This is a genomic window from Nitrosomonas sp. PY1 (assembly GCF_022836435.1).
Taxonomy (GTDB): Bacteria; Pseudomonadota; Gammaproteobacteria; order Burkholderiales; family Nitrosomonadaceae; genus Nitrosomonas.
On the sequence record NZ_BQXC01000001.1, the window covers coordinates 913,238 to 935,050 of the forward strand.

Here is a 21,813-nt window from a genome sequence, read left to right on the forward strand (position 1 = left end):
ACTATACAATGACTCGTTTACAAGAATTTTATAGACAGACTGTTACAAAACAGTTAATTGATCAGTTTAAGTATAAAAGCGTAATGGAAGTTCCTAAAATTACCAAAATTACACTTAATATAGGCCTAGGTGAAGCTACAACAGATAAAAAGGTAATTGAATTCGCATTGGCTGATTTAAAGAAAATTTCTGGACAACAACCAATTGTTACAAAAGCAAAGAAATCAATAGCAACGTTTAAAGTCAGAGAAGACTATCCTGTTGGCTGTATGGTTACTTTACGTCGTAAAAAAATGTATGAATTTCTTGATCGACTAATTACTATAGCTATTCCAAGGATACGTGATTTTAGGGGAATATCTGGAAAATCTTTTGATGGAAGAGGTAATTATAATATGGGCATTAAAGAACAAATTATATTTCCTGAGATTGAGTATGATAAAATCGATGCTCTAAGAGGTATGAACATTTCCATAACAACTACTGCTAAGAGCGACAGTGAAGCGAAAGCTTTGCTTGCGGCATTTAGTTTTCCATTTAAAAATTGAGAATGAGATGGCAAAATTAGCACTTATAAATAGAAATTTAAAGAGACAAAAGATTGTTGCTAAATATCAAGAGCGACGAAGAGTGCTTTTTGAAAAAATTAATAATACAGGCCTAGATGATAAAGAGAGATTTGAAGCAAGGCTTAATTTACAGAAATTGCCGAGAGATTCTAGTCCTGTGCGTATTAGAAACCGGTGTTCGTTAACTGGAAGATCACGGGGCGTGTATTCTAAATTTGGATTAGGTAGAAGTAAGCTTAGAGATATTGCAATGAGTGGAAAAATTCCCGGAATTATTAAGGCAAGTTGGTGATTATTTTGGAATTTGAAGATAAGATTTTTAATTTATATTTGGCGATAAATAATAAGGTATGTAAATAACAGCATGAGTATGAGTGACCCTATAGCGGATATGATAACTCGAGTTAGAAATGCGCAGCTAGTTAAGAAAAAAACGGTTTGCATATCAAATTCGAAGATAAATCTTGCAATAACTAAAGTCTTAATGGATGAAGGATATATTGAAAATTATAATGTTTTTCAATATGAAAATAGCAAGAAAAGTGAGATTGTTATTACACTTAAATATTATTTAGGTGATGCTGTTATTGAGAATATCACGCGTATTAGTAAGCCCGGTTTGAGGCGATATAAATCAAAGGCAGAATTACCTAAGGTCATAAATGAAATGGGAATTGCAATCGTTTCGACTTCTAAGGGTGTTATGTCTGCTCGTAATGCGTATCAAATTGGAATTGGTGGTGAGCTTTTATGCACGGTAGTATAAAGGAAAATATGGCATGTCTCGAGTAAGTAATAACCCTGTTTTGGTACCCAAAAATGTTGAAGTTAGTATTACTCCGTCAGAAGTAATAATTAAAGGGCCTCTAGGCTCTTTGAAACAAAGACTGGAGAGTAATGTTTCAGTCGAATTTGATGATAGTCAAATTAAGATTATTGCAAAAGATGCAACTAAATTTTCAAATGCAATTTCAGGAACTACTCGCGCGTTGGTTGCTAACATGGTAAAAGGGGTATCTGGCGGATTTGAAAAGAAGCTTCTGCTTGTTGGTGTGGGCTATCGTGCTCAGGCAACTGCAAGTATGCTTAATTTGACACTAGGCTTTTCCCATCCAGTTGATTATATAGTACCGAATGGCATAAAGATTGAAACGCCAAGCCAAACTGAAATCTTAATTAAGGGAATAGACAAGCAGAAAGTTGGTCAGACGGCAGCAGAAATTCGTGCTTATCGTAGACCTGAGCCATACAAAGGTAAAGGAATAAGATATTCGGATGAGATTATTGTCATTAAAGAAACCAAAAAGAAATAACTTAGTAAACTGAAAATGCAAAATCTAAACGAAAAGAGAATTAGACGCTCAAAACAAACGCGTAAACGAATTGCTCAAATTGGAATGATTCGATTGACGGTGCATCGCACTAATTCGCATATTTATGCTCAACTAATTGATGATAAAAATGGTAGTACGATTGTGAGTGCTTCAACATTAGAGAAGGACTTACGTAGTCAACTATCGAGTGGTGGAAATATCTTGGCTGCAAAATTTGTAGGAAAGAGAATTGCTGAAAAAGCTATACATATTGGAATTCGTGAAATTGCTTTCGATAGATCTGGTTATAAATATCATGGTCGGATTAAGGCATTAGCGGATTCGGCTCGAGAAGTTGGTCTTAAATTTTAAATAGGGATCTTCCCATGGCTAAAGTTAACAAAACAACAGATAAAGTGGTTGGTTTGGATGAGAGTGGAAGTGCGCGTGATGATTTTCGTGAGAAAATGGTGGCGATCAATAGAGTTACCAAAGTTGTAAAAGGTGGACGAATTTTGGGTTTTTCAGCCTTGACTGTTGTTGGTGATGGTGATGGTGGAGTTGGAATGGGGAAAGGTAAGTCAAGAGAAGTTCCTGTTGCAGTTCAAAAAGCGATGGATGAAGCGCGCAAGAAAATGATCAAGATTAAACTAAAGAATGGAACTATTCATCATCCTGTTGTGGGTACCCATGATGCAGCTAAGGTGTATATGCAACCTGCTCCAGAAGGAACTGGGATAATAGCTGGTGGGCCCATGCGAGCTATTTTCGAAGTAATGGGAATGACAAATATTCTTGCGAAATGTATAGGTTCGACCAATCCTTATAATGTTGTCAGAGCAACATTAAATGGTTTGAATTCTATTCATTCTCCTTCGTACATTGCCGCAAAACGTGGTAAGAGTGTTAAAGAGATACTTGGACACGAATAGTTATGATCGATAATAAAAATAATCTAATTAAAATTACATTGATACGAAGTACTATCGGCGTAAAAAAATCACATCGTGCTACAGTACGTGGGTTAGGTCTTAAAAAATTAAATAGTTCATCCACCGTAAGTGACACATTAGAAACTAGGGGAATGATACGAAAAATCAATTATTTGTTGAAATGTGAATAGATATTATGCTGCTAAACTCAATTACATCATCGAATGGCGCACGCAAAAATAAAACACGAGTCGGTCGTGGCATGGGATCAGGATTAGGAAAAACCTGTGGACGCGGACATAAAGGACAAAAATCTAGATCTGGTGGCTTTCATAAGGTTGGATTTGAAGGTGGACAAATGCCTATTCAAAGACGTTTGCCAAAAAGAGGCTTTAGTGCGGATGCGTCTAAGAAAGCTCATCAGATCTCGTTGAGATTGTCAGTTTTGAATAAATTGAGCGAAGAAAATTTGAAGAATGACATTACTGTTTTGATGATGAAAGAAAATCGCCTAATTCCCAGAAATACTAAGATTATTAAATTTTACATGTCAAAAGATTTTAATAAGAAAGTTAGTTTTTCTCATTCGGATGATATTATCTTAAGTGCTGGCATAAAAAACAAATTAAAAAATGATAATACCAGTGCTATTTCGCAATAACTTGTCATATAAATAAAATACGATCTTAAATGTTAAATCGCTCGACGGATAAGCTTTCTGAATTAAAAAAACGTTTATGGTTTTTACTTTTAGCCCTCATAGTTTATAGAATTGGCGCGCATGTTCCGGTGCCAGGTATAGATCCTGTCGTCCTAAAAGACTTATTCCAGTCCCAAGAAAGCGGCGTCTTGGGAATGTTTAATATGTTTTCAGGTGGAGCTCTTTCTAGATTTTCCATATTTGCTTTGGGCATTATGCCCTATATATCGGCTTCCATTATTATGCAATTGGGCACAGTTGCGGTGCCTTATTTAGAGTCTTTGAAGAAAGAAGGCGAGAATGGTAGGAGAAAAATAACGCAGTACACTCGATATGGAACTTTAGGATTGGCTTTAGTGCAAAGCTATGGAATTTCAATTGCTTTGCAGGCGCAAAGCGGTTTGGTGATCAATCCTGGAAATATGTTTGTAATGACTACAGTTGTTACATTAGTAACAGGTACTATCTTTTTGATGTGGTTAGGTGAGCAAATTACAGAACGTGGCGTTGGTAATGGAATCTCTTTGATTATTTTTGCGGGAATAGCCGCAGGACTTCCAAGCGCGATAGGTGGTACTTTGGATTTAGTTAGTACTGGCTCTATGCATTTCTTGGTTGCTCTTGTTATTTTCGTTACTGCTGCATTAATTACGGGGCTTGTTGTTTTTGTAGAAAAGGGCCAACGCAGAATTCCCATAAATTACGCAAAACGTCAGGTTGGACGTAAAGTATATGGCGGACAAAGCTCGCACTTGCCTTTGAAACTTAATATGGCTGGTGTTATTCCCCCTATCTTTGCTTCCAGTATTATACTGTTTCCAGCTACCTTAACCGGTTGGTTTGCTGATGCTCAATCAATGACATGGCTTAAAGATATTAGTGCGGCATTGTCGCCAGGTCAACCCATATATGTAGTGCTTTATTCGTTTATGATAATCTTTTTTTGTTTTTTTTATACGGCACTTGTTTTTAATCCTAAAGACACTTCGGACAATCTTAAGAAGAGCGGCGCATTTGTTCCAGGTATTAGGCCTGGTGATCTAACAACTCGTTATATCGAGAAAGTTATGCTACGCCTTACTTTAGTCGGATCGATTTATGTGACGCTAGTGTGCTTATTACCTGAGTTTCTTATACTTAAATGGAATGTACCCTTTTATTTTGGAGGAACATCACTATTGATTATAGTGATTGTAACGATGGATTTTATGGCGCAAATTCAGTCTCATGTTATGTCTTCTCAATATGATAGTTTACTAAAGAAGGCTAATTTTAAAGGAAATCAACAATCATTAGGTAGAAATTCTCTTAAATAATAGATACTAAAGATTTTTATTTTTAATGGCTAAAGAAGATACGATACAAATGCAGGGAGAGATTTTAGAAACTCTTCCTAATGCTACTTTCAGAGTTAAATTAGAGAATGGTCATATAGTTTTAGGACATATATCGGGAAAGATGCGCATGCACTATATACGAATCCTTCCTGGCGATAAAGTTACTGTTGACTTGACACCTTATGATTTGACACGTGCAAGAATTACATTTAGAGCAAAATAGGATATGTTTTTTGGGCTTTATTAATTAATTTAAATTAATAATTTGAAATGGGTGAAGGAAACAATGAAAGTTAATGCTTCAGTAAAAAAATTTTGTAGAAACTGCAAGATTATAAGAAGAAATAGAGTAATCAGAGTGATATGTACTGATCCTCGCCATAAGCAACGTCAAGGCTAATTTTATTTATAATAAATGAGAAAAAAATGAAATGACGCGTATATCTGGAGTAAACATACCGCCTAATCAACATGCTGATATAGCGCTTACAGCTATATATGGTATAGGGAAATCAACATCTATAAAAATTTGTAATATTATAGGTATCGAGCAGCATAAAAAAATAAAAGACTTGCCAGAGGATCAGATTGATAAATTACGTGAGTATATATCGAAGATGATCGTTGAAGGTGACTTACGCAGAGAAGTATCTATGAACATTAAGCGATTAATGGATCTTGGATGTTATAGAGGCTTACGTCATCGAAGAGGTCTCCCAGTACGTGGACAGCGTACTCGTACAAATGCGAGAACCCGAAAAGGCCCCAGAAAAGCTTTGAGATCTAAGTAATTTTATTTTCTGTTTGAACTTTTAAGGATTTTTATATTTTATGGTCAAGTCTGTTTCCCGCGCGCGAAAAAAAATAAAAAAAAATATATCTGAAGGGATAGCTTTCGTACACGCTTCTTTTAACAATACAATTATTACTATAACTGATAGGCAAGGTAATGCTTTGTCATGGGCTACCTCAGGTGGTGCCGGCTTCAAAGGTTCGAGAAAAAGCACTCCTTTTGCAGCTCAAGTAGCTGCTGAAAATGCAAGTAAGGTTGCAATTGAGTGTGGCGTTAAAAATTTAGAGGTTAAAATTAAAGGTCCAGGACCAGGAAGAGATTCAGCTGTTAGAGCACTTAATTCAGCGGGATTTAAGATTACTAGTATATCTGATGTAACGCCTGTTCCACATAATGGTTGTCGACCACCAAAAAAACGTCGTATTTGAGGAGATTACGTTGGCTAGAAGTATAGAACCTAAATGTAAGCAATGTCGTCGAGAAGGCGAGAAGTTATTTTTGAAGGGTGAAAAATGTTTTTCTGATAAGTGTGCAATAGAGAGAAGAAATTACCCTCCAGGTCAGCATGGTCAAAAAAAAGGCAGATTATCGGATTATGGTGGACAACTTCGTGAGAAACAAAAAGTTAGACGAATATATGGTATTTTAGAAAAACAATTTCGTAATATTTATAAACAAGCAGATAGTAGCAAAGGGGTCACAGGCGATACTTTATTAAAATTATTAGAAAGTAGATTAGATAATGTCGCTTATCACATGGGATTTGGTTCGTCACGTACAGAAGCTAGGCAGGTTGTCAGACATAATAGTATTCTTGTAAATGGCAAACGAGTTAACATACCTTCATATATCATTAAGCCTGGCGATGTTGTTGAAGTTTCTAATAAAGCTAAAAGTCAGCTACGCATTAAGTCCTCTGTTGAGTCTGCTAGTAATCGAAATGTACTGAGCTGGATCGAAGTAGACACTAAGGGAATGAAAGGGGTATTTAAAGAAGCACCTGATCGCTCGGAATTGCCTGCAACAATTAATGAGTCTTTAGTCGTGGAATTGTATTCCAAATGATTTCTTCTTAGATTTATGGGTTTACTTTTTTTGCAGGAATTTTAATTATGCAAGGTAATGAATTACTAATACCTAAAATTATTGATGTTCAAAATATCTCTCCGGTACATGCTAAGATTGTTATGGAGCCGTTTGAACGAGGATATGGACATACTTTAGGTAATGCTTTACGTAGAATATTGTTGTCTTCGATGACGGGTTATGCACTAACGGAAATTAAAATTGCTGGCGTTGTTCATGAGTATTCTGCATTAGATGGCGTACAAGAAGATATTGTTGATATTATTTTAAATATAAAAGGAATTGTTTTAAGATTGCATAATGAAACAGAAACAATTCTCAGCTTAAATAAATCTGGAAAGGGCTTAATAACAGCCGGAGATATTGAAGCCAACCACAATGTCGAGATTATCAATCCAGATCATGTAATAGCTCATCTTACTTCCAATGGAACACTGGATATTCAGATGAAGGTGGAAAGAGGTCATGGATATGTTCCGGCTGCTAATAGACGTAATAAAAATTCCGAGAAATCTATTGGGACAATTTTCTTGGATGCATCATTTAGCCCCATTAAGCGAGTTAGTTATACGGTTGAAAGTGCGCGTGTTGAGCAAAGAACAGACTTGGATAAACTAATTATCGATTTAGAAACAAATGGTATTGTCGAACCGGAAGAAGCCATTAGAAATGCGGCTCGCGTTTTGGTGCAGCAATTGTCAGTTTTTGCAGACTTAGAAAGCACTCCAATCGCCAAAGAGCAACCACAAATACCAAGAATTGATCCTATATTGTTGAGACCTGTTGATGATTTAGAACTTACTGTTCGTTCCGCTAATTGTTTGAAGGTTGAGAATATATATTATATAGGTGATTTAATTCAGAGAACCGAAGCTGAGTTATTGCGTACGCCGAATTTAGGGAGAAAATCTCTAAATGAAATAAAGGAAGTATTGGCCGCAAGAGAGCTTACGTTGGGTATGAAACTAGATAATTGGCCACCGGCGAATTTAGATAATATTGCTAAGGAAGTGAATCATGCGCCACAATAACGCATTTAGAAAATTGAATCGCACAAGCAGTCATCGGATTGCTATGTTGCGGAATATGTGTAATTCTTTATTACATCATGAGGTTATTTTTACAACTTTGCCAAAGGCTAAGGAGCTACGGCGATATGTTGAACCGATGATAACAATGGGTAAGAAACCATCTTTAGCAAATAGGCGGTTGGCTTTTAACCGTCTGAGAAGTCGCAAAAATGTTTCTAAACTATTTGATCAATTAGGTCCGCGATATAATACTAGACCTGGTGGGTATTTACGCATACTTAAATGTGGTTTTAGAAAAGGCGATAATGCACCAATGGCTATGATTGAACTTTTGGATAGAGCCATAGTGAATAGTGATGGAGCTTCATCAAGTATTACAAACTGAGTGTTTGTTGATAAATACTGACTCGTTAATTTAGTTATGTTATAGATGTATCTTGAGTTTGGAATTTAGGCATATCATCGCATGATGTATAACAATCAATACCTTATTGCAAAATAATATCACATTATTAAATTTAGAATCCCTAACCAAATATCTTTATCCTGAATCGAAACAGTTTATTTTACAGATTCTAGATAGCACTGATTCAACAAATTCATTTCTTATAAATTTGCTTAAGAATAAGCAAATATCGGATAGCACGGATTTTATATATGTTGTTGCTGCGGAATTGCAAACGAAAGGGCGGGGTAGAAATGGACATTCTTGGCGCAGTGGATTTGGAGAAAGTTTAACTTTTTCTCTGAGTTGGCGTTTTAAAAAATATCCTGCATCTCAGTTATCTAGTTTGAGCCTGATTATTGGCATTGCCATTATTCGGGTTTTGAGACATTTTTCCATAGAAGGTGTTAGTCTCAAATGGCCTAATGATGTTCTAGTGAATCGTTCTAAGATAGCGGGAGTTTTGATTGAACTGCGAAGCGGTATCAGAAATTCATATCAAACTGTGATCGGTATTGGAATTAATTTTAACCTTTCCGAGAATACAAGGAATTGCATTGACTGTAATGTCACGGATCTATTCGAAGTAACCGGTAAGTTACTTGATCGAAATTTAATACTTAGTGCGCTATTAGTCGAAATTAAAAAAACAATTTCTCATTTTGAGATGTTTGGCTTTTCTTATTTTAAAAATGAATGGATTAGCTATCATGCTTTTGAGGGGAAACATGTTTGTTTAAATATGCCAAACAATCAAATTGTTCAAGGTATTGTAGATGGCGTTAATGATAACGGTGCAATTTGCTTATTAACTGATTCAGGTAGAAAAATGTTCGATGTTGGAGAAATTTCTTTACGTGATATAAATTAATAATGGCTATTTTGGCAATTGATTCGGGTAATTCATATATAAAATGGGGCTTGTATGGGGCGAATCAATGGATAAAAAAAGGAAAGGTTCATCAAAGTGATGTCTCGTTATTAGCGATCCAATTTAAGCATTTATTTAAGCCGAAGCTAGTTGTAGCTTCTCACGTAGGAAGGGTATCAACACGCCATGAGATTGCAAACATCGTTGCATCGCTGTACGCACTAGAGCCAAATTGGATTGTGGCGCAAGAATATGGATTTGGAATCACAAATCACTACATTAACCCTATGCAACTCGGGTGTGATCGATGGTTAGCCTTAATTGCGGCATGGGAAAAGAATAACCGCCGTAGATGTCTCGTCGTTAATATTGGAACTGCGATGACTGTTGATGTATTAACAGATCATGGTGAGTTTCTCGGTGGAATTATTACGCCAAGCGCCCACCTGATTTTTGAGAGTTTGCGTTTGAACACTCAACTGAATTATTCACAGAAAAGCAACTACAACGATTTTCCATTGACTACAAATGAGGCAATTCATAGTGGTGCTATTTATTGCCTTGTAGGTGCAATAGAAAGAATGCAGCAATTATTCGTCGATAAATTTAATTGTTCGATGATCGATTGTGTGATTAGTGGGGGTGGAGCTTCAATATTACTTCCATTTATAAAACTGCCAATAGTATTTGTCGATGAGTTAGTGCTTGAAGGTTTGGTCATCATCGGGAATAGTGATCAAATTGATTCTTGTTCTAGTAACTCTGAGTGACCTTTCTTGCTATGAATTCTTCATTCCATCATGTTAGTTTCTACAAATCGGTTGCCGACATGCAAGATCTTCCTTCGAATTCTAAAGTTGAAGTTGCGTTTGCTGGGCGATCAAATGCTGGGAAATCAAGTGTTATTAACACACTGACAAATAGGAATCGACTTGCTTATGTGAGCAAGAAGCCTGGACGAACACAACTTATTAATTTTTTTAAAGTTACTACTGAATGTGAAGAGAAATTTCTTGTTGATTTACCGGGTTATGGATATGCTGAGGTTCCTCAAGCGGTTCGCGAAAAGTGGTGTAGTTTGTTGAACAATTATTTGCAGCGGAGAGAATCGCTTCAAGGATTAGTATTAATTATGGATGTGCGGCATCCATTGAAGTCGCTTGATATGGAAATGTTGGACTGGTTCTTGCCAACAGGTAAACCAATTCACATCTTACTTACTAAAGCGGATAAGCTTAGTAAGTTACGTGCAAATGAAACCTTGAAAGAAGTAAAATCATTTTTTCAGAATAGTATTTATTCTCGGTGTAGCGTTCAATTGTTTTCTAGCACTATACCTTTAGGCGTTGAAGATGTATATGAGATTCTTGATAGATGGTTTTCTTTTGAAGGGAGTAGCAAAATTACCAATGGTCACATCATCAATAATGAAGATAATGCGCCCCTTTAGCGATTTAAAAAATTAAAGCTTATTTTTTACTTTACCCGTATTCTTATCCTTGAAGGGATAAATAAAATCAGTGAAAGATATGCGGTATAAAAATAAAAAAATCCCCAACCAAGGGGAGGAGGTTGGGGAAATTGCCTTACGCAAAGAATAGAGCACTCGTCTTAGGGAGGAAAGAACGAGCACTGAATTATTGTTTCATCTATATGAGAAATGATTCATCGATAAGTTCAAAAATATTCGATAAAATTTTATGGTAGTTTGTGAATACAGATAAGCCACGTAAGAAGGATGAATAACTTGGTGCTACTAAAGTAGATTGGGCAAGTTTTAGTGCAACTGAAAATCACCTAAATATAGTATATAGTCACTCGATTAAACTGTTTCTTAATTAAATTAATTTTTTTATTGTGTTCTTATATAATCGATTTCCTCAAAAAAGAATGCGCCGACTGCGTCGCGATGAATTTTCTCGACGCTTAGTGCGAGAGTCTCATCTTCAATCTAGTGATTTTATCTATCCAGTTTTTATATTGGAAGGAAAGAATCAAGTTGAAAATGTTTCGTCTATGCCTGGAGTGGTTAGGCAATCAACTGATAAATTGCTGTATACAGCAGAAAGGTGCTTGCAGCTTGGTATTCCAGCTATAGCTATATTTCCGGTAATTGAAGATACGCTAAAGAATCTCACTGCAGACGAGGCATTTAATCCAGATGGATTAGTTTCTCGAGCCGTTCGATTGCTAAAAAAGAATTTTCCTCAGCTTGGAATAATAACCGATATAGCATTGGATCCTTATACCAGTCACGGGCAAGATGGATTGATTGATACGCAAGGATATGTTTTAAATGATGAAACTGTTCAAGTGTTATGTCAGCAAGCGATTGTTCACGCGCAAGCAGGAGCTGATATTGTCGCTCCATCGGATATGATGGACGGACGTGTAGCAGCAATTCGGGAGAGCCTTGATAGTCAGAATTGCATTCATACACGAATCCTAGCGTATTCGGCTAAATATGCTTCCAGTTTTTATGGTCCATTTCGTGATGCCGTAGGTTCTGCAGCTAACCTAGGGGCAGGGAATAAATATACTTATCAGATGGATCCGGCAAATTCCAATGAAGCACTCTGGGAAGTTGGCCTGGACCTATCTGAAGGAGCAGATATGGTTATGATTAAACCTGGCATGCCGTATCTCGATATTGTGCAACGTGTTAAAGACAAATATGGTGTTCCGACATTTGTGTATCAGGTTAGCGGCGAATATGCCATGCTTAAAGCTGCTGCAGCCAATGGATGGTTGAGTGAAGAGGCTTGCGTGCTAGAGTCTTTGCTAGGATTTAAACGTGCTGGTGCTGATGGAATACTTACCTACTATGCACTCGAAGCAGCTCATTGGTTAGCTAGCGGAAATAATAAATGAACTAAACTGCTAATTTAGAAGATCTATTACTAGTTTTCCTGCTTTCAGGAGCATAGAAAGGATGTAATTGTAATACTAGAAGAGCTGGTCTCTGACATCTTTTTCTTCACGAACTCCAGGATTAGGTGCATATTCGATAGGAGGAGGTTCGTATACGGGAGGCAGTTGTTCGCTGAAGAAGTATTCAGTCATATTTCCACTAGAATCTCTGAATCCAGTTCCAGAGTTTATTTTGGTTGCGGTGATACCGTTAGGTATTTTATACTCGGCTATGGGCGTATCTTTCATAACAGGTTTCATATAATCCATCCAAATAGGCAGTGCAACACGCCCTCCAGTTTCATTGCTACCCAGTGATTTTGGCTCGTCGTATCCCATCCAAGATATAGTTACCAAATTTTTCTGATAACCACAAAACCAAGCGTCGATATAGTTACTGGTAGTGCCTGTTTTTCCAGCTAAGTCGGTACGCCCTAACTGCTTAGCCTTAACAGCAGTACCAAAATTAATGACATCTTGCATCATGTTGGTCATAATAAAAGCGTTACGCGGATCAATTACTCGTTTTGCGCCATTTGAAGTACTTACTGGTTGGAATTGCTCTAGGATATTACCTTTTTCATCTTCAATTTTTTTAATGAAGTAAGGTGCAATACGATATCCGCCATTTGCGAATACTGAGTATCCGACGGCCATTTGCATCGGAGTAACTGACCCGGAACCCAGTGCCATAGGCAGATAAGCAGGGTGACGATCAGCATCAAAGCCGAATCGAGAAATGTAGTCTTGTGCATAATGTACCCCAATTGCTTGCAAAATTCGTATGGACACGAGATTTTTAGATTTTACTAGGGCTGTGCGCATGCGAATAGGACCGGCATATTTTCCATCAAAATTTTTTGGTTCCCATAATTGGCTGCCAGTTTGATTTGCATTGAATGAGAGTGGACCGTCATTGATGATAGTAGCCGAGGTAAAACCTTTCTCAAGTGCTGCAGAATAAATGAAAGGCTTAAAGCTCGAGCCCGGTTGTCGCCAAGCTTGCGTCACATGATTAAATTTATTCTTTTGAAAATCAAATCCACCAACTAAAGCACGAATGGCGCCGTCATTAGGATCTAATGAAACAATTGCAGCTTCTACTGCTGGGAGCTGAACAATATGCCAGATATCATTATTTAGATCTTTTTGGATACGAATGAGTGCACCAGGACTGAGATATTTCTTTCCCTGCTCTTTTTTGTTAGTCGGTAGATATTTTTGTGCAAACTTAAGCCCATCTCCTTTTATTTCAATAATTTCCCCACCCTTTCGGTAAACTTGTATAGCATTCTGTTTAACAGATAGCACAACTGCTGGATAAATCATGTCGTTCTCAGTGATGTCATCCAATGCTTCATCGAGTGTTTTTTCCTGATTACTGCCGTGCTTCAATAAATCAATATATCCTTCAGGACCACGATATCCATGTCTTCGATCATATTCAATCAAATTTTTTCTTAAAGCATAATAAGCTGCGTTCTGATCCTGTTGGCGGATCGTGGTATAAACGCGAATTCCTTTACTATAAGCATCTTCTTGGAAGCGATCATAGATCACTTGACGTACCATTTCTGCTACATAATCGGCAGGTGTTGCAAAAACTAGGGATTGTTTTTTTACGACGATGGGCTGTGCTTCTAAGGTACTCAGTTCTTCGCGTGAAATAAGCTTTAATTTATGCAAGCGACCTAAAACATATAGCTGTCGACTTTTTGCGCGCTTTGGATTGCTAATCGGATTATAGGTAGAAGGCGCCTTAGGCAATCCAGCCAGAACAGCAGCTTCAGCAATGTCAATTTCCTCCAGTGGTTTACCAAAATAAGTTTGTGCTGCCGCAGAGAACCCATAGCTGCGCTGTCCAAGGTAAATTTGATTGATATACAACTCTAAAATTTTATCTTTACTGAGATTTTGTTCAATCTTAAACGCCAGCAGCATTTCATTCAATTTGCGAGTGAATGTTTTATCTCGAGTTAAAAAAAAGTTCCGGGCCACTTGCATGGTTATTGTACTTGCACCTTGCTGTACGCTGCCGGCTGAGAAGTTTGAATAAGCTGCGCGTAAGACGCCAATATAGTCTATTCCACCATGTTCATAAAAACGATCATCTTCTGCAGCAAGGATGGCTTGTTTTAAATGTGTTGGCACTTTGGAAATGGCAACTACATTTCTGCGTTCTACGCCAAACTCTCCAATTAATAATTCTTCATCGCTATAGATCCGTAATGGGATTTTAGGGCGATAGTCGGTTAGTGTTTCTAATGAAGGAAGGTTTGAATAGATCACCAAGGCCGCAAATCCAGCGAGGAGCAAGCCAGCTAGACCTAATCCAAGGAATGTATAAAACAAATAAGACAGCCAGCGAGCAAACATGAGTATGAGCTTATTGAAAAATGCAATGAGTAATATGAATAGTTAGGGGGGTAATGTGTCGTTTTTCTTTGAATGAAAGTTCTATTGATTATGACAAAATTTTAATTGTGCTATCACTAACTGAAGAGACTTTATGAGTATCGCTTCTAATATGTCAACATTCAAGGAAAATTTTTCAATTAATTTAGATTTTTTGAAAAGTAAATCACCTTCTTTGATTGGTATCGATATTAGTTCATCCTCAGTGAAAATGGTTGAGTTATCTCATGCTGGCAAAGGCAATCAATTATATCGCATGGAGCGCTATGTTATTGAGGCAATGCCTCCAGATGCGGTGACCGAAGGCAGTATTGCTAACATGGAAGCCGTTAGCGAATGTTTGCAAAGAGGCTGGCGTAGGATGGGTACAAGGTTAAAAAATGTTTCCCTGGCTTTACCCATTACCGATGTCATTACTAAAAGAATTAATGTTCCGGCTGGGCAGCGGGAAGATGATTTAGTGTTTCAAGTTGAAAATGAAGCTAGCCAATATATTCCTTTTTCTTTGGATGAGGTTGATCTGGATTTTCAAGTGGTCGGTCCTGTTGCTGAAAATTCAGAAGAGGTGGAGGTATTGATTGCAGCGTCACGTAAAGAAAAAGTTGAAGATCGCGTTGCCGTAGCATTATCCGCAGGACTCAAAACGCTTGTGATGGATATCGAACCCTATGCGGCACAGTCAGCTTTTGAGCTGGCTTTAAGTCAATTGCCCGATGGCGGAAAGAATCAGATCATTGCGTTAGTTGATATTGGTTCTACAACCATCAAAATGAATGTGTTTCATAATAGTGAATCGGTTTATACCCGTGATCAACCATTTGGCGGCAATCAACTCACTCAGGAAATTTCTAATCAATTTAATCTTCCGCTGGAAGAGGCCGAACTCGCTAAGCGTAACGGCAATTTGCCTGAAAGTTACAAAACGGATGTCTTGCAACCGTTCTGTGAAACGCTGGCGATCGAAATCATGCGAGCTATTCAGTTTTTTTATACATCGACCCAATATACTGAAATTAATTATATTTTTATTGCAGGGGGTTGTGCTGGTATCGCCGAGCTTAACGAAATTATAGCATCGAGAACACAAATCAGTACTTTTACAGTGAATCCTTTTGCTAACATGGAGTTATCGAACCGCATCATTCCTCGCCAACTTAACCAAGATGCACCTGCCTTATTGATTGCGTGTGGTTTGGCACTTCGTAGCTTTGATCCATCATGATACGCATTAATTTACTCCCGCATCGTGAGATAAAACGCAAAGCGCGTCAGCAACAGATCGCCATTTTAGCTGGTGTTGCCTCCTTCTTGGGGGTTTTAGTGGTTTGGGGAGGATCCTCGATAAACTCCGATAGCATTGATTATCAAAAACGCCGCAATCAATTTTTAATTGATCAAACTGCTATTTTGGATAAACAGATCGCTGAAATCAAAGATATAAAAGCCCGTACACAAGAGCTGTTGGCACGTAAACAAATCGTTGAAACATTACAAAATAGCCGATCAGATGCAGTGCATTTGCTCGATCAAGTCGCAAGGCTTTTGCCAGATGGGGTATATCTGCGCAGCATCAAACAAGTTGGTAACGATATTAGTCTGGTTGGGCATGCGCAGTCCAATGCGTGGATTTCTACTCTGATGCGTAATCTCGAATCTTCTCCTCATCTCGAATCTGCATTGCTAGTGGAAATCAAGGCAATTAGTGTCAATAACGCACGGCAAAATGAGTTTAATATGAAAGTTAAATATAAACAAACAGATACCGAAGAGACTGAAGAGCAATCAGTGAATTGAGTGAGCTTACTTAATTCTGTAATTTAATTAAGGATACTGAAGAACATGGATTTAATGGTCGAGTTGCAACAGCTTGATATCAATAAAGCCGGAGATTGGCCTATTCTGTTCAAGGTAATTGCGCTGCTTATACTTTTCATTGGAATTGTGATCGGTGGGTATTTCTATGTCTGGAGTGATCAAATACAAGTGTTAGAAAGTGCCGAAGCTGAAGAAGAGACATTAAAAACGACTTATCTAGCCAAAAAGCATAGTGTCATTAACTTGCCTGCCTTGCGACAACAATTGCAAGATATCGAGCAGTCACTGAGTACCTTGTTGCGACAATTACCGGATAAATCGGAGATGGAAGGCTTGTTAGTCGATATCAATCAAGCTGGGCTCGGTCGTGGACTGCAATTTGAGCTGTTTAAGCCAGCAGAGAAAGAATCCATCAATGCATTCTACGCGGAACTTCCAATCGCGGTCAAAGTAATCGGGGAATATCATGATATCGGAGCCTTTGCCAGCGACGTTGCAAAATTGCCACGTATTGTAACGATTAATGATATCAATATCGTTCCTGGGAATGATGGAAAGTTGATATTAGATGCTATTGCCAAGACTTTTCGATACTTGGATGAGGAAGAGATAGCAAAACAATCCTTAGGAAAGTGAATTATGATGCGTACTGTGCTTCTACTATTACTGTTTATTATTGTGACGATGATGACAGCATGTAGTTCGACCGATTATAGTGATCTTGAATCATTTGTGAATGATTCTTCACAGGGTTTGCAAGGAAAGATTGATCCACTGCCCGAAGTGAAATTACCTAAATCTTTTACTTACCAAGCCTTCGATATTTCCGATCCATTTGTACCTCGCGCAAATGGTCAAGCACAAAATGCTTCAAATGGGATCAGTCCCGATCTCAATCGGCAAAAAGAAATTTTAGAATCTTATCCGCTCGAAAGCTTATCTTTGGTTGGCTCTTTACAGCAAGATAACATGGTTTTTGCCTTAATTAAATCACCTGATGGAATTTTACATCGCGTCAAGAAAGGTAATCACTTAGGACATAATTTTGGAAAGATAGAGGCTATTTCAGAAATGGAAGTTAGTTTGAAGGAAATTGTGCAGAACGGTACGACTGAGTGGGTTGAGAAACAAAGCGCCCTTATATTGAAAAACTAAATTTTATGTTTCATTTCGAGCGATGAAAAAAAATAACTTGATACATGCAGTTACTATATTCTTTCTGACTTTTAGCGGATTAGTTGCTGCTGAGCAAATCCAATCTTCTCCATCTTTCTCAAATACGCTTCGTTCAATCAGTATATCCAATGGACAAAGCGGTGAGATTGTCGCTAAATTAACACTTGAGCAGGCATTGCCTACAGCGCCCGTTGGTGTTGCATTGAACAATCCGTTTCGCATCTACTTCGATTTAAATCAGGTTTCTAACGGTATTGGGAAGAATTATCAGGAATCGCTCGAAGGCGATCTGCGAAGTATCAATGTTGTCCAAGTGGATGATCGTACGAGAGTAGTACTGAATTTGGCAAAATTAATGCAGCACGATATTCAAATCAAAGATAATTTGCTGCTGATAAGGCTTGCTGCTGCTCCGGCTAAACAAACGAGAGCTTCGCCTGTCAGGATTACGGAAGCCGCATCGCAAAAACAAACCAATGGTTTGCGTGATATTGATTTCCGCCGTGGTACCTTGGGGGAGGGTCGAGTAGTCATTGATATGACTAAAACCAATGCAAACGTGGACGTGAAACAACAAGGTGATGTGGTTCTTGTGGATTTTGTGGATACCTTTATACCAGATAGCTTGGTAAGGCGCATGGATGTTTTAGATTTTGCCACACCGATTCAGACCATTGAAACGACTAGAACGGGCGATAACGTCCGTATGGTTATTAAGCCGCATGGTCGTTGGGAACATTCGGCAAGACAATCAGGAACACAGTTTGTGCTTGAAGTGAGAGCGCTAAGTAATGACGAGGACGAGATCGAAAAAAGAAAACGCGCTACCGGAGGGTATACTGGTGAAAGATTATCTCTTAATTTTCAGGATGTTGAAGTTAGGGCGATTTTACAAGTCATCGCTGATTTTACCAATATCAATATTATCGCTAGTGACTCGGTCGGGGGAAATCTAACCTTACGGTTAAGGGACGTGCCTTGGGATCAAGCGCTTGATATTGTATTACAAGTGCATGGATTGGATAAACGCCGCTCAGGGAATGTTATTTTTGTGGCGCCACGTAAGGAGATGGCGGATCGTGAACTACTCGATTTAGAGGCGCAATTGCAGGTTGCCGATATGGAGCCTTTGCGTAGTGAAATATTCCACTTGAATCACCGTAGGGTTAACTCACTGACATTTGATGGAATGCTCAGTAAACGCGGTACGATTAGCTTAGATGAAATCAGTAATACGATCACGATCACCGATATCCCGATGCGATTAGCAGAAATCAGAAAACGAATCGAAAAATTGGATGTGTTTGAACGGCAGGTAGTGATTGAAGCACGTATTGTAGAAGCGGTGGATACTTTTAGCCGCAGCTTGGGTGCGCGCTTTGGTGTACAGAATGCGACCGACGTAGGCGGTTATGGATTTGGTGCATCTGGAAATCTTGCTGGATCGAGTACTTTGGCAGCTGGAGGCGGAGCGGCGGGTCCTAATAATCTCAATGTGAACTTGCCTGCAGCGGCGGCAACTGGTTTATTGGGTGGACCAGCGGCACTGGGGTTAAGTTTGATGAAATTCAATAATGGCCGTTTGATCAATTTGGAATTATCGGCTTTGGAGACGGATAATAAAGGGAGAGTTATTGCCAGTCCTCGCGTCGTGACCGCACACGGAATTGAAGCCATTATTGAACAAGGCGATCGTGTGCCCTATCAACAAGCAACTAGTAGTGGTGCAACCAGTATTCGATTTATGGATGCTACGTTGCGTCTGAAAGTTAAACCATTGATTACCTATAATGGTCAAATTGATATGGAGCTTAATGTGAATCAAGACAAGATTGGTGCTCCCTTGAATCAATTTTTGCCACCACCAATCAATACGAAACAAGTGACGACTAAAGTGCTGGTGGAAAATGGTGGAACAGTCGTGATCGGTGGTATTTTTGATCGAACTGAAAATGTTATTGTTAACAAGGTGCCTTTCCTGGGGGATATTCCAATACTTGGTTACATTTTCCGTAACACCGTTAGAGTCGATAATAAGCGTGAGTTATTGATTTTTGTTACGCCACGTATTCTCAGTGAGACATTGAATCTACAGTAGTTTGATAACTTTCTCATTCTGTGAATATAAAATCTATCTGTCTCCAAGCTTCATAAGCTATCACGGCGACGCTGTTGGATAAGTTTAGGCTCCGGCTAGTCGTAACCATAGGTATATATATTCGTTGATCAACAGAAAATGATTCCAGAAGGTGCAGTGGTAAACCAGATGTTTCTGCACCAAATAAGAAGCTATCACCTTTTTTGTAATCAATGTAATCGTAGCGCTGTGTGCCTTTGGTTGTGACGGCAAAAATCCGGTTGTTTTGTAAGGTTGCGCAACAGCTTTGCCAATTTTCGTGAACATTGATTGTGGCAAATTCGTGATAATCCAACCCTGCACGTAGTAGTTGTTTGTCTTTGAGCGGAAATCCTAAAGGCTTGATCAGATGTAACTGCATGCCGGTATTGGCGCATAATCGAATAATGTTACCCGTATTGGGCGGAATTTCAGGCTGAAACAAAACAATGTTAAACATAAGGATGGCAATTGCAATGGGTCGATGTATTATTCGATTATATTTTGTCAGGTAATGTCCGAGCGATTACCCAATTACTGACTTCGTTCGCACCTTGTTGGCGTAATACTTTAGCTAATTCGTTCAGTGTTGCGCCAGTAGTCATGACATCATCAACGATTGCGACATGTCGACCCGAAAGATCGAGGTCGCACTGAAAGACTTTGCGCACGTTTTTTTGCCGCTCTGGCCAGGGTAAATCAGTTTGTGGTACTGTATGCCGTATGCGATAGCAATGATCCACTAATAAAGGAATTTTCAGTTGTTTTGCAATAAATCGGCCTAATTCGATTGCCTGATTAAAACCCCGTTCCCGTAATCGAATCGGGTGTAAAGGCATCGGTAGCATGATATCAGGTTGATGTTGCATTGAGATCTTAAGCTGCGTCAGAAGCAAGCTTGCTAGAATCGGTGCGATAGCAAAATTGGATTGATATTTTAGGGATCGAACTAACGCATCAATTGGGAAAGTATAGCGCGTAGCAGCAATGGTTCGCGTGAAAGCTGGAGGTTCTTTCAAACATGTGCCGCAGATCTCTGCTGTCGGTACAGGCCACAAACAGATAGGACAATGGTTTTCAGGAAGCCGAGGTAATTCCACTTGACATGGTGCACATAAGTCTTCTGATGTGGTCGCACCGCATAAGATGCAATTACCGTCGGTAAATAATTTCATTGGAATTTATCCAAAAGATTAAAATGCTGTGTAAAAATTGACAGCATACTATGAATCTATGATCATTCAGTTCATCCAACATAGAAACTTTTAAGCATACTATCGAAATGGCAGGTATATCAGCATGACTCTGAATTCATTGACAGCTCAGGAAAAACACGGTGACTTGATCAATATATCGGGAAAAACACAAGATACATTAAATTGGAGTATGACCGATATTGAAGCATTATTGGATGCACCGTTTAACGATTTACTTTTTCAGGCGCAGAGTGTTCATCGGCAATATCATGATGCCAATGGCGTACAGTTATCAACTTTGATCTCAGTGAAAACGGGTGGTTGTCCAGAGGATTGCGGTTATTGCCCACAAGCGGTGCGATATCATACCGGTGTGGACAATCAAGCGATGTTATCGACAGATGAAGTAGTGGTGGCTGCAATGGCTGCCAAGGAAAAGGGAGCTTCGCGTTTTTGCATGGGAGCTGCTTGGCGTGGCCCAAAACAACGCGATATCGAGAAAATGACCGAAATGGTGCGAGCCGTTAAAGCTTTGGGGATGGAAACCTGTGCAACACTCGGTATGCTTAAAGATGGGCAGGCACAGCAATTACGCGAAGCCGGTCTGGATTATTACAATCATAATCTGGATACCGCACCGGAGTTTTACGAAGAGATCATCACTACACGTCAATACGATGATCGTCTGAATACTCTGCAACAAGTGCGTAATGCGGGAATTAATGTATGTTGTGGCGGCATTGTAGGTATGGGTGAGACTCGCCGATCACGCGCAGGTCTAATTGCACAATTAGCAAATTTGAATCCTTATCCTGAGTCAGTACCGATTAATCATCTTGTACAAGTCAAAGGAACGCCGTTGTATGGGACTGATGCATTGGATCCTTTAGAGTTTGTGCGCACAATTGCTGCAGCGCGCATTACCATGCCTAAAGCGATGGTACGTCTATCGGCTGGCAGGCAGGAAATGTCTGAAGCGGTACAAGCACTCTGCTTTCTGGCAGGAGCAAATTCAATTTTTTATGGCGATAAGCTACTAACAACCGCCAACCCAGAAGCCGATCGTGATCAAGCATTGCTCAGTAAATTGGGGTTGCATGCATTGTAA

At 38.9% G+C, this 21,813-nt stretch carries 29 protein-coding genes; 26 read left to right on the top strand and 3 right to left on the bottom strand.

Annotation, left to right across the window (positions count from 1 at the left end):
- Positions 1–8 precede the first annotated feature (8 nt).
- From rplE to hemB, 20 genes are all read left to right on the top strand, one after another.
- Positions 9–548, top strand: coding sequence for a 50S ribosomal protein L5 (gene rplE, locus W03_RS04155; RefSeq protein ID WP_244071674.1), 540 nt, complete (start codon positions 9–11; stop codon positions 546–548).
- 7 nt (positions 549–555) lie between these two features.
- Complete coding sequence (rpsN, locus tag W03_RS04160; RefSeq protein WP_244071676.1) at positions 556–861, top strand: 30S ribosomal protein S14; 306 nt, start codon at positions 556–558, stop codon at positions 859–861.
- Positions 862–933: 72 nt separating this feature from the next.
- Positions 934–1,335: a 30S ribosomal protein S8 gene (gene rpsH / locus W03_RS04165; RefSeq protein WP_244071678.1), complete on the top strand. Its 402-nt coding sequence runs from the start codon at positions 934–936 to the stop codon at positions 1,333–1,335.
- A 13-nt stretch (positions 1,336–1,348) separates the two neighbouring features.
- Positions 1,349–1,882, top strand: a complete 534-nt coding sequence (gene rplF / locus W03_RS04170) for a 50S ribosomal protein L6 (protein ID WP_244071680.1) — start codon at positions 1,349–1,351, stop codon at positions 1,880–1,882.
- Positions 1,883–1,897: 15 nt separating this feature from the next.
- The gene (gene rplR, locus W03_RS04175; RefSeq protein WP_244071683.1) at positions 1,898–2,254 is read left to right on the top strand and encodes a 50S ribosomal protein L18; all 357 of its coding nucleotides are present in this window, start codon (positions 1,898–1,900) and stop codon (positions 2,252–2,254) included.
- A gap of 14 nt (positions 2,255–2,268) precedes the next feature.
- Positions 2,269–2,814, top strand: a complete 546-nt coding sequence (gene rpsE / locus W03_RS04180; RefSeq protein ID WP_279600000.1) for a 30S ribosomal protein S5 — start codon at positions 2,269–2,271, stop codon at positions 2,812–2,814.
- Positions 2,815–2,816: 2 nt separating this feature from the next.
- A complete protein-coding gene (gene rpmD, locus W03_RS04185; protein ID WP_244071685.1) occupies positions 2,817–3,005 on the top strand; it encodes a 50S ribosomal protein L30 in 189 nt (62 codons plus the stop codon).
- A gap of 5 nt (positions 3,006–3,010) precedes the next feature.
- On the top strand, positions 3,011–3,475 hold the full coding sequence (gene rplO, locus W03_RS04190; RefSeq protein ID WP_244071687.1) for a 50S ribosomal protein L15: 465 nt from the start codon (positions 3,011–3,013) through the stop codon (positions 3,473–3,475).
- A gap of 29 nt (positions 3,476–3,504) precedes the next feature.
- Complete coding sequence (gene secY, locus W03_RS04195; RefSeq protein WP_244071689.1) at positions 3,505–4,830, top strand: preprotein translocase subunit SecY; 1,326 nt, start codon at positions 3,505–3,507, stop codon at positions 4,828–4,830.
- A gap of 25 nt (positions 4,831–4,855) precedes the next feature.
- Entirely contained in the window at positions 4,856–5,074 is a 219-nt protein-coding gene (gene infA / locus W03_RS04200) for a translation initiation factor IF-1 (protein ID WP_013966779.1), read from the top strand.
- A 63-nt stretch (positions 5,075–5,137) separates the two neighbouring features.
- Positions 5,138–5,251: a 50S ribosomal protein L36 gene (rpmJ, locus tag W03_RS04205; RefSeq protein WP_244071691.1), complete on the top strand. Its 114-nt coding sequence runs from the start codon at positions 5,138–5,140 to the stop codon at positions 5,249–5,251.
- Positions 5,252–5,282: 31 nt separating this feature from the next.
- Positions 5,283–5,642 carry a 30S ribosomal protein S13 gene (gene rpsM / locus W03_RS04210; protein WP_244071693.1) on the top strand — a complete coding sequence of 120 codons (360 nt, stop codon included), beginning with the start codon at positions 5,283–5,285 and terminating at the stop codon, positions 5,640–5,642.
- Between the two features lie 40 nt (positions 5,643–5,682).
- The gene (rpsK, locus tag W03_RS04215; protein WP_244071695.1) at positions 5,683–6,072 is read left to right on the top strand and encodes a 30S ribosomal protein S11; all 390 of its coding nucleotides are present in this window, start codon (positions 5,683–5,685) and stop codon (positions 6,070–6,072) included.
- Positions 6,073–6,082: 10 nt separating this feature from the next.
- Positions 6,083–6,709, top strand: a complete 627-nt coding sequence (rpsD, locus tag W03_RS04220; RefSeq protein ID WP_244071697.1) for a 30S ribosomal protein S4 — start codon at positions 6,083–6,085, stop codon at positions 6,707–6,709.
- Positions 6,710–6,756: 47 nt separating this feature from the next.
- The gene (locus W03_RS04225) at positions 6,757–7,761 is read left to right on the top strand and encodes a DNA-directed RNA polymerase subunit alpha (protein ID WP_244071699.1); all 1,005 of its coding nucleotides are present in this window, start codon (positions 6,757–6,759) and stop codon (positions 7,759–7,761) included.
- Positions 7,748–8,146 carry a 50S ribosomal protein L17 gene (rplQ, locus tag W03_RS04230; RefSeq protein ID WP_244071701.1) on the top strand — a complete coding sequence of 133 codons (399 nt, stop codon included), beginning with the start codon at positions 7,748–7,750 and terminating at the stop codon, positions 8,144–8,146. The genes W03_RS04225 and rplQ overlap by 14 nt, the downstream gene beginning before the upstream one ends.
- A 106-nt stretch (positions 8,147–8,252) precedes the next feature.
- Entirely contained in the window at positions 8,253–9,077 is an 825-nt protein-coding gene (locus tag W03_RS04235) for a biotin--[acetyl-CoA-carboxylase] ligase (RefSeq protein ID WP_244071703.1), read from the top strand.
- A gap of 2 nt (positions 9,078–9,079) precedes the next feature.
- Complete coding sequence (locus tag W03_RS04240; protein ID WP_244071705.1) at positions 9,080–9,847, top strand: type III pantothenate kinase; 768 nt, start codon at positions 9,080–9,082, stop codon at positions 9,845–9,847.
- A gap of 11 nt (positions 9,848–9,858) precedes the next feature.
- Positions 9,859–10,527 (top strand): ribosome biogenesis GTP-binding protein YihA/YsxC, encoded by a 669-nt coding sequence (gene yihA, locus W03_RS04245; protein WP_244071707.1) that lies wholly within the window; start codon positions 9,859–9,861, stop codon positions 10,525–10,527.
- 407 nt (positions 10,528–10,934) lie between these two features.
- Complete coding sequence (gene hemB, locus W03_RS04250; protein ID WP_279600001.1) at positions 10,935–11,948, top strand: porphobilinogen synthase; 1,014 nt, start codon at positions 10,935–10,937, stop codon at positions 11,946–11,948.
- Between the two features lie 75 nt (positions 11,949–12,023).
- Here the strand turns inward: hemB and W03_RS04255 are convergent, their stop codons facing one another.
- A complete protein-coding gene (locus tag W03_RS04255; protein WP_244071711.1) occupies positions 12,024–14,363 on the bottom strand; it encodes a penicillin-binding protein 1A in 2,340 nt (779 codons plus the stop codon).
- Between the two features lie 133 nt (positions 14,364–14,496).
- Between W03_RS04255 and W03_RS04260 the strand changes: the two genes are divergently transcribed.
- The 5 genes from W03_RS04260 to pilQ are packed head-to-tail and all read left to right on the top strand — an operon-like array spanning position 14,497 to position 19,491.
- Positions 14,497–15,624 carry a pilus assembly protein PilM gene (locus W03_RS04260; protein WP_244071713.1) on the top strand — a complete coding sequence of 376 codons (1,128 nt, stop codon included), beginning with the start codon at positions 14,497–14,499 and terminating at the stop codon, positions 15,622–15,624.
- Positions 15,621–16,196: a PilN domain-containing protein gene (locus tag W03_RS04265; protein WP_244071715.1), complete on the top strand. Its 576-nt coding sequence runs from the start codon at positions 15,621–15,623 to the stop codon at positions 16,194–16,196. The genes W03_RS04260 and W03_RS04265 overlap by 4 nt, the downstream gene beginning before the upstream one ends.
- Before the next feature lie 45 nt (positions 16,197–16,241).
- On the top strand, positions 16,242–16,853 hold the full coding sequence (locus W03_RS04270) for a type 4a pilus biogenesis protein PilO (protein ID WP_244071717.1): 612 nt from the start codon (positions 16,242–16,244) through the stop codon (positions 16,851–16,853).
- A gap of 3 nt (positions 16,854–16,856) precedes the next feature.
- The gene (locus W03_RS04275; protein ID WP_244071719.1) at positions 16,857–17,372 is read left to right on the top strand and encodes a pilus assembly protein PilP; all 516 of its coding nucleotides are present in this window, start codon (positions 16,857–16,859) and stop codon (positions 17,370–17,372) included.
- Positions 17,373–17,394: 22 nt separating this feature from the next.
- Complete coding sequence (gene pilQ / locus W03_RS04280) at positions 17,395–19,491, top strand: type IV pilus secretin PilQ (protein WP_244071721.1); 2,097 nt, start codon at positions 17,395–17,397, stop codon at positions 19,489–19,491.
- A 13-nt stretch (positions 19,492–19,504) separates the two neighbouring features.
- On the opposite strand, the gene trmL is transcribed toward pilQ, so the two are convergent.
- Positions 19,505–19,969: a tRNA (uridine(34)/cytosine(34)/5-carboxymethylaminomethyluridine(34)-2'-O)-methyltransferase TrmL gene (gene trmL, locus W03_RS04285; protein WP_244071723.1), complete on the bottom strand. Its 465-nt coding sequence runs from the start codon at positions 19,967–19,969 to the stop codon at positions 19,505–19,507.
- A 37-nt stretch (positions 19,970–20,006) separates the two neighbouring features.
- A complete protein-coding gene (locus W03_RS04290; RefSeq protein ID WP_244071725.1) occupies positions 20,007–20,684 on the bottom strand; it encodes a ComF family protein in 678 nt (225 codons plus the stop codon).
- A gap of 211 nt (positions 20,685–20,895) precedes the next feature.
- On the opposite strand from W03_RS04290, the gene bioB reads away from it, so the two are divergent.
- Positions 20,896–21,813 carry a biotin synthase BioB gene (gene bioB / locus W03_RS04295; RefSeq protein ID WP_375792727.1) on the top strand — a complete coding sequence of 306 codons (918 nt, stop codon included), beginning with the start codon at positions 20,896–20,898 and terminating at the stop codon, positions 21,811–21,813.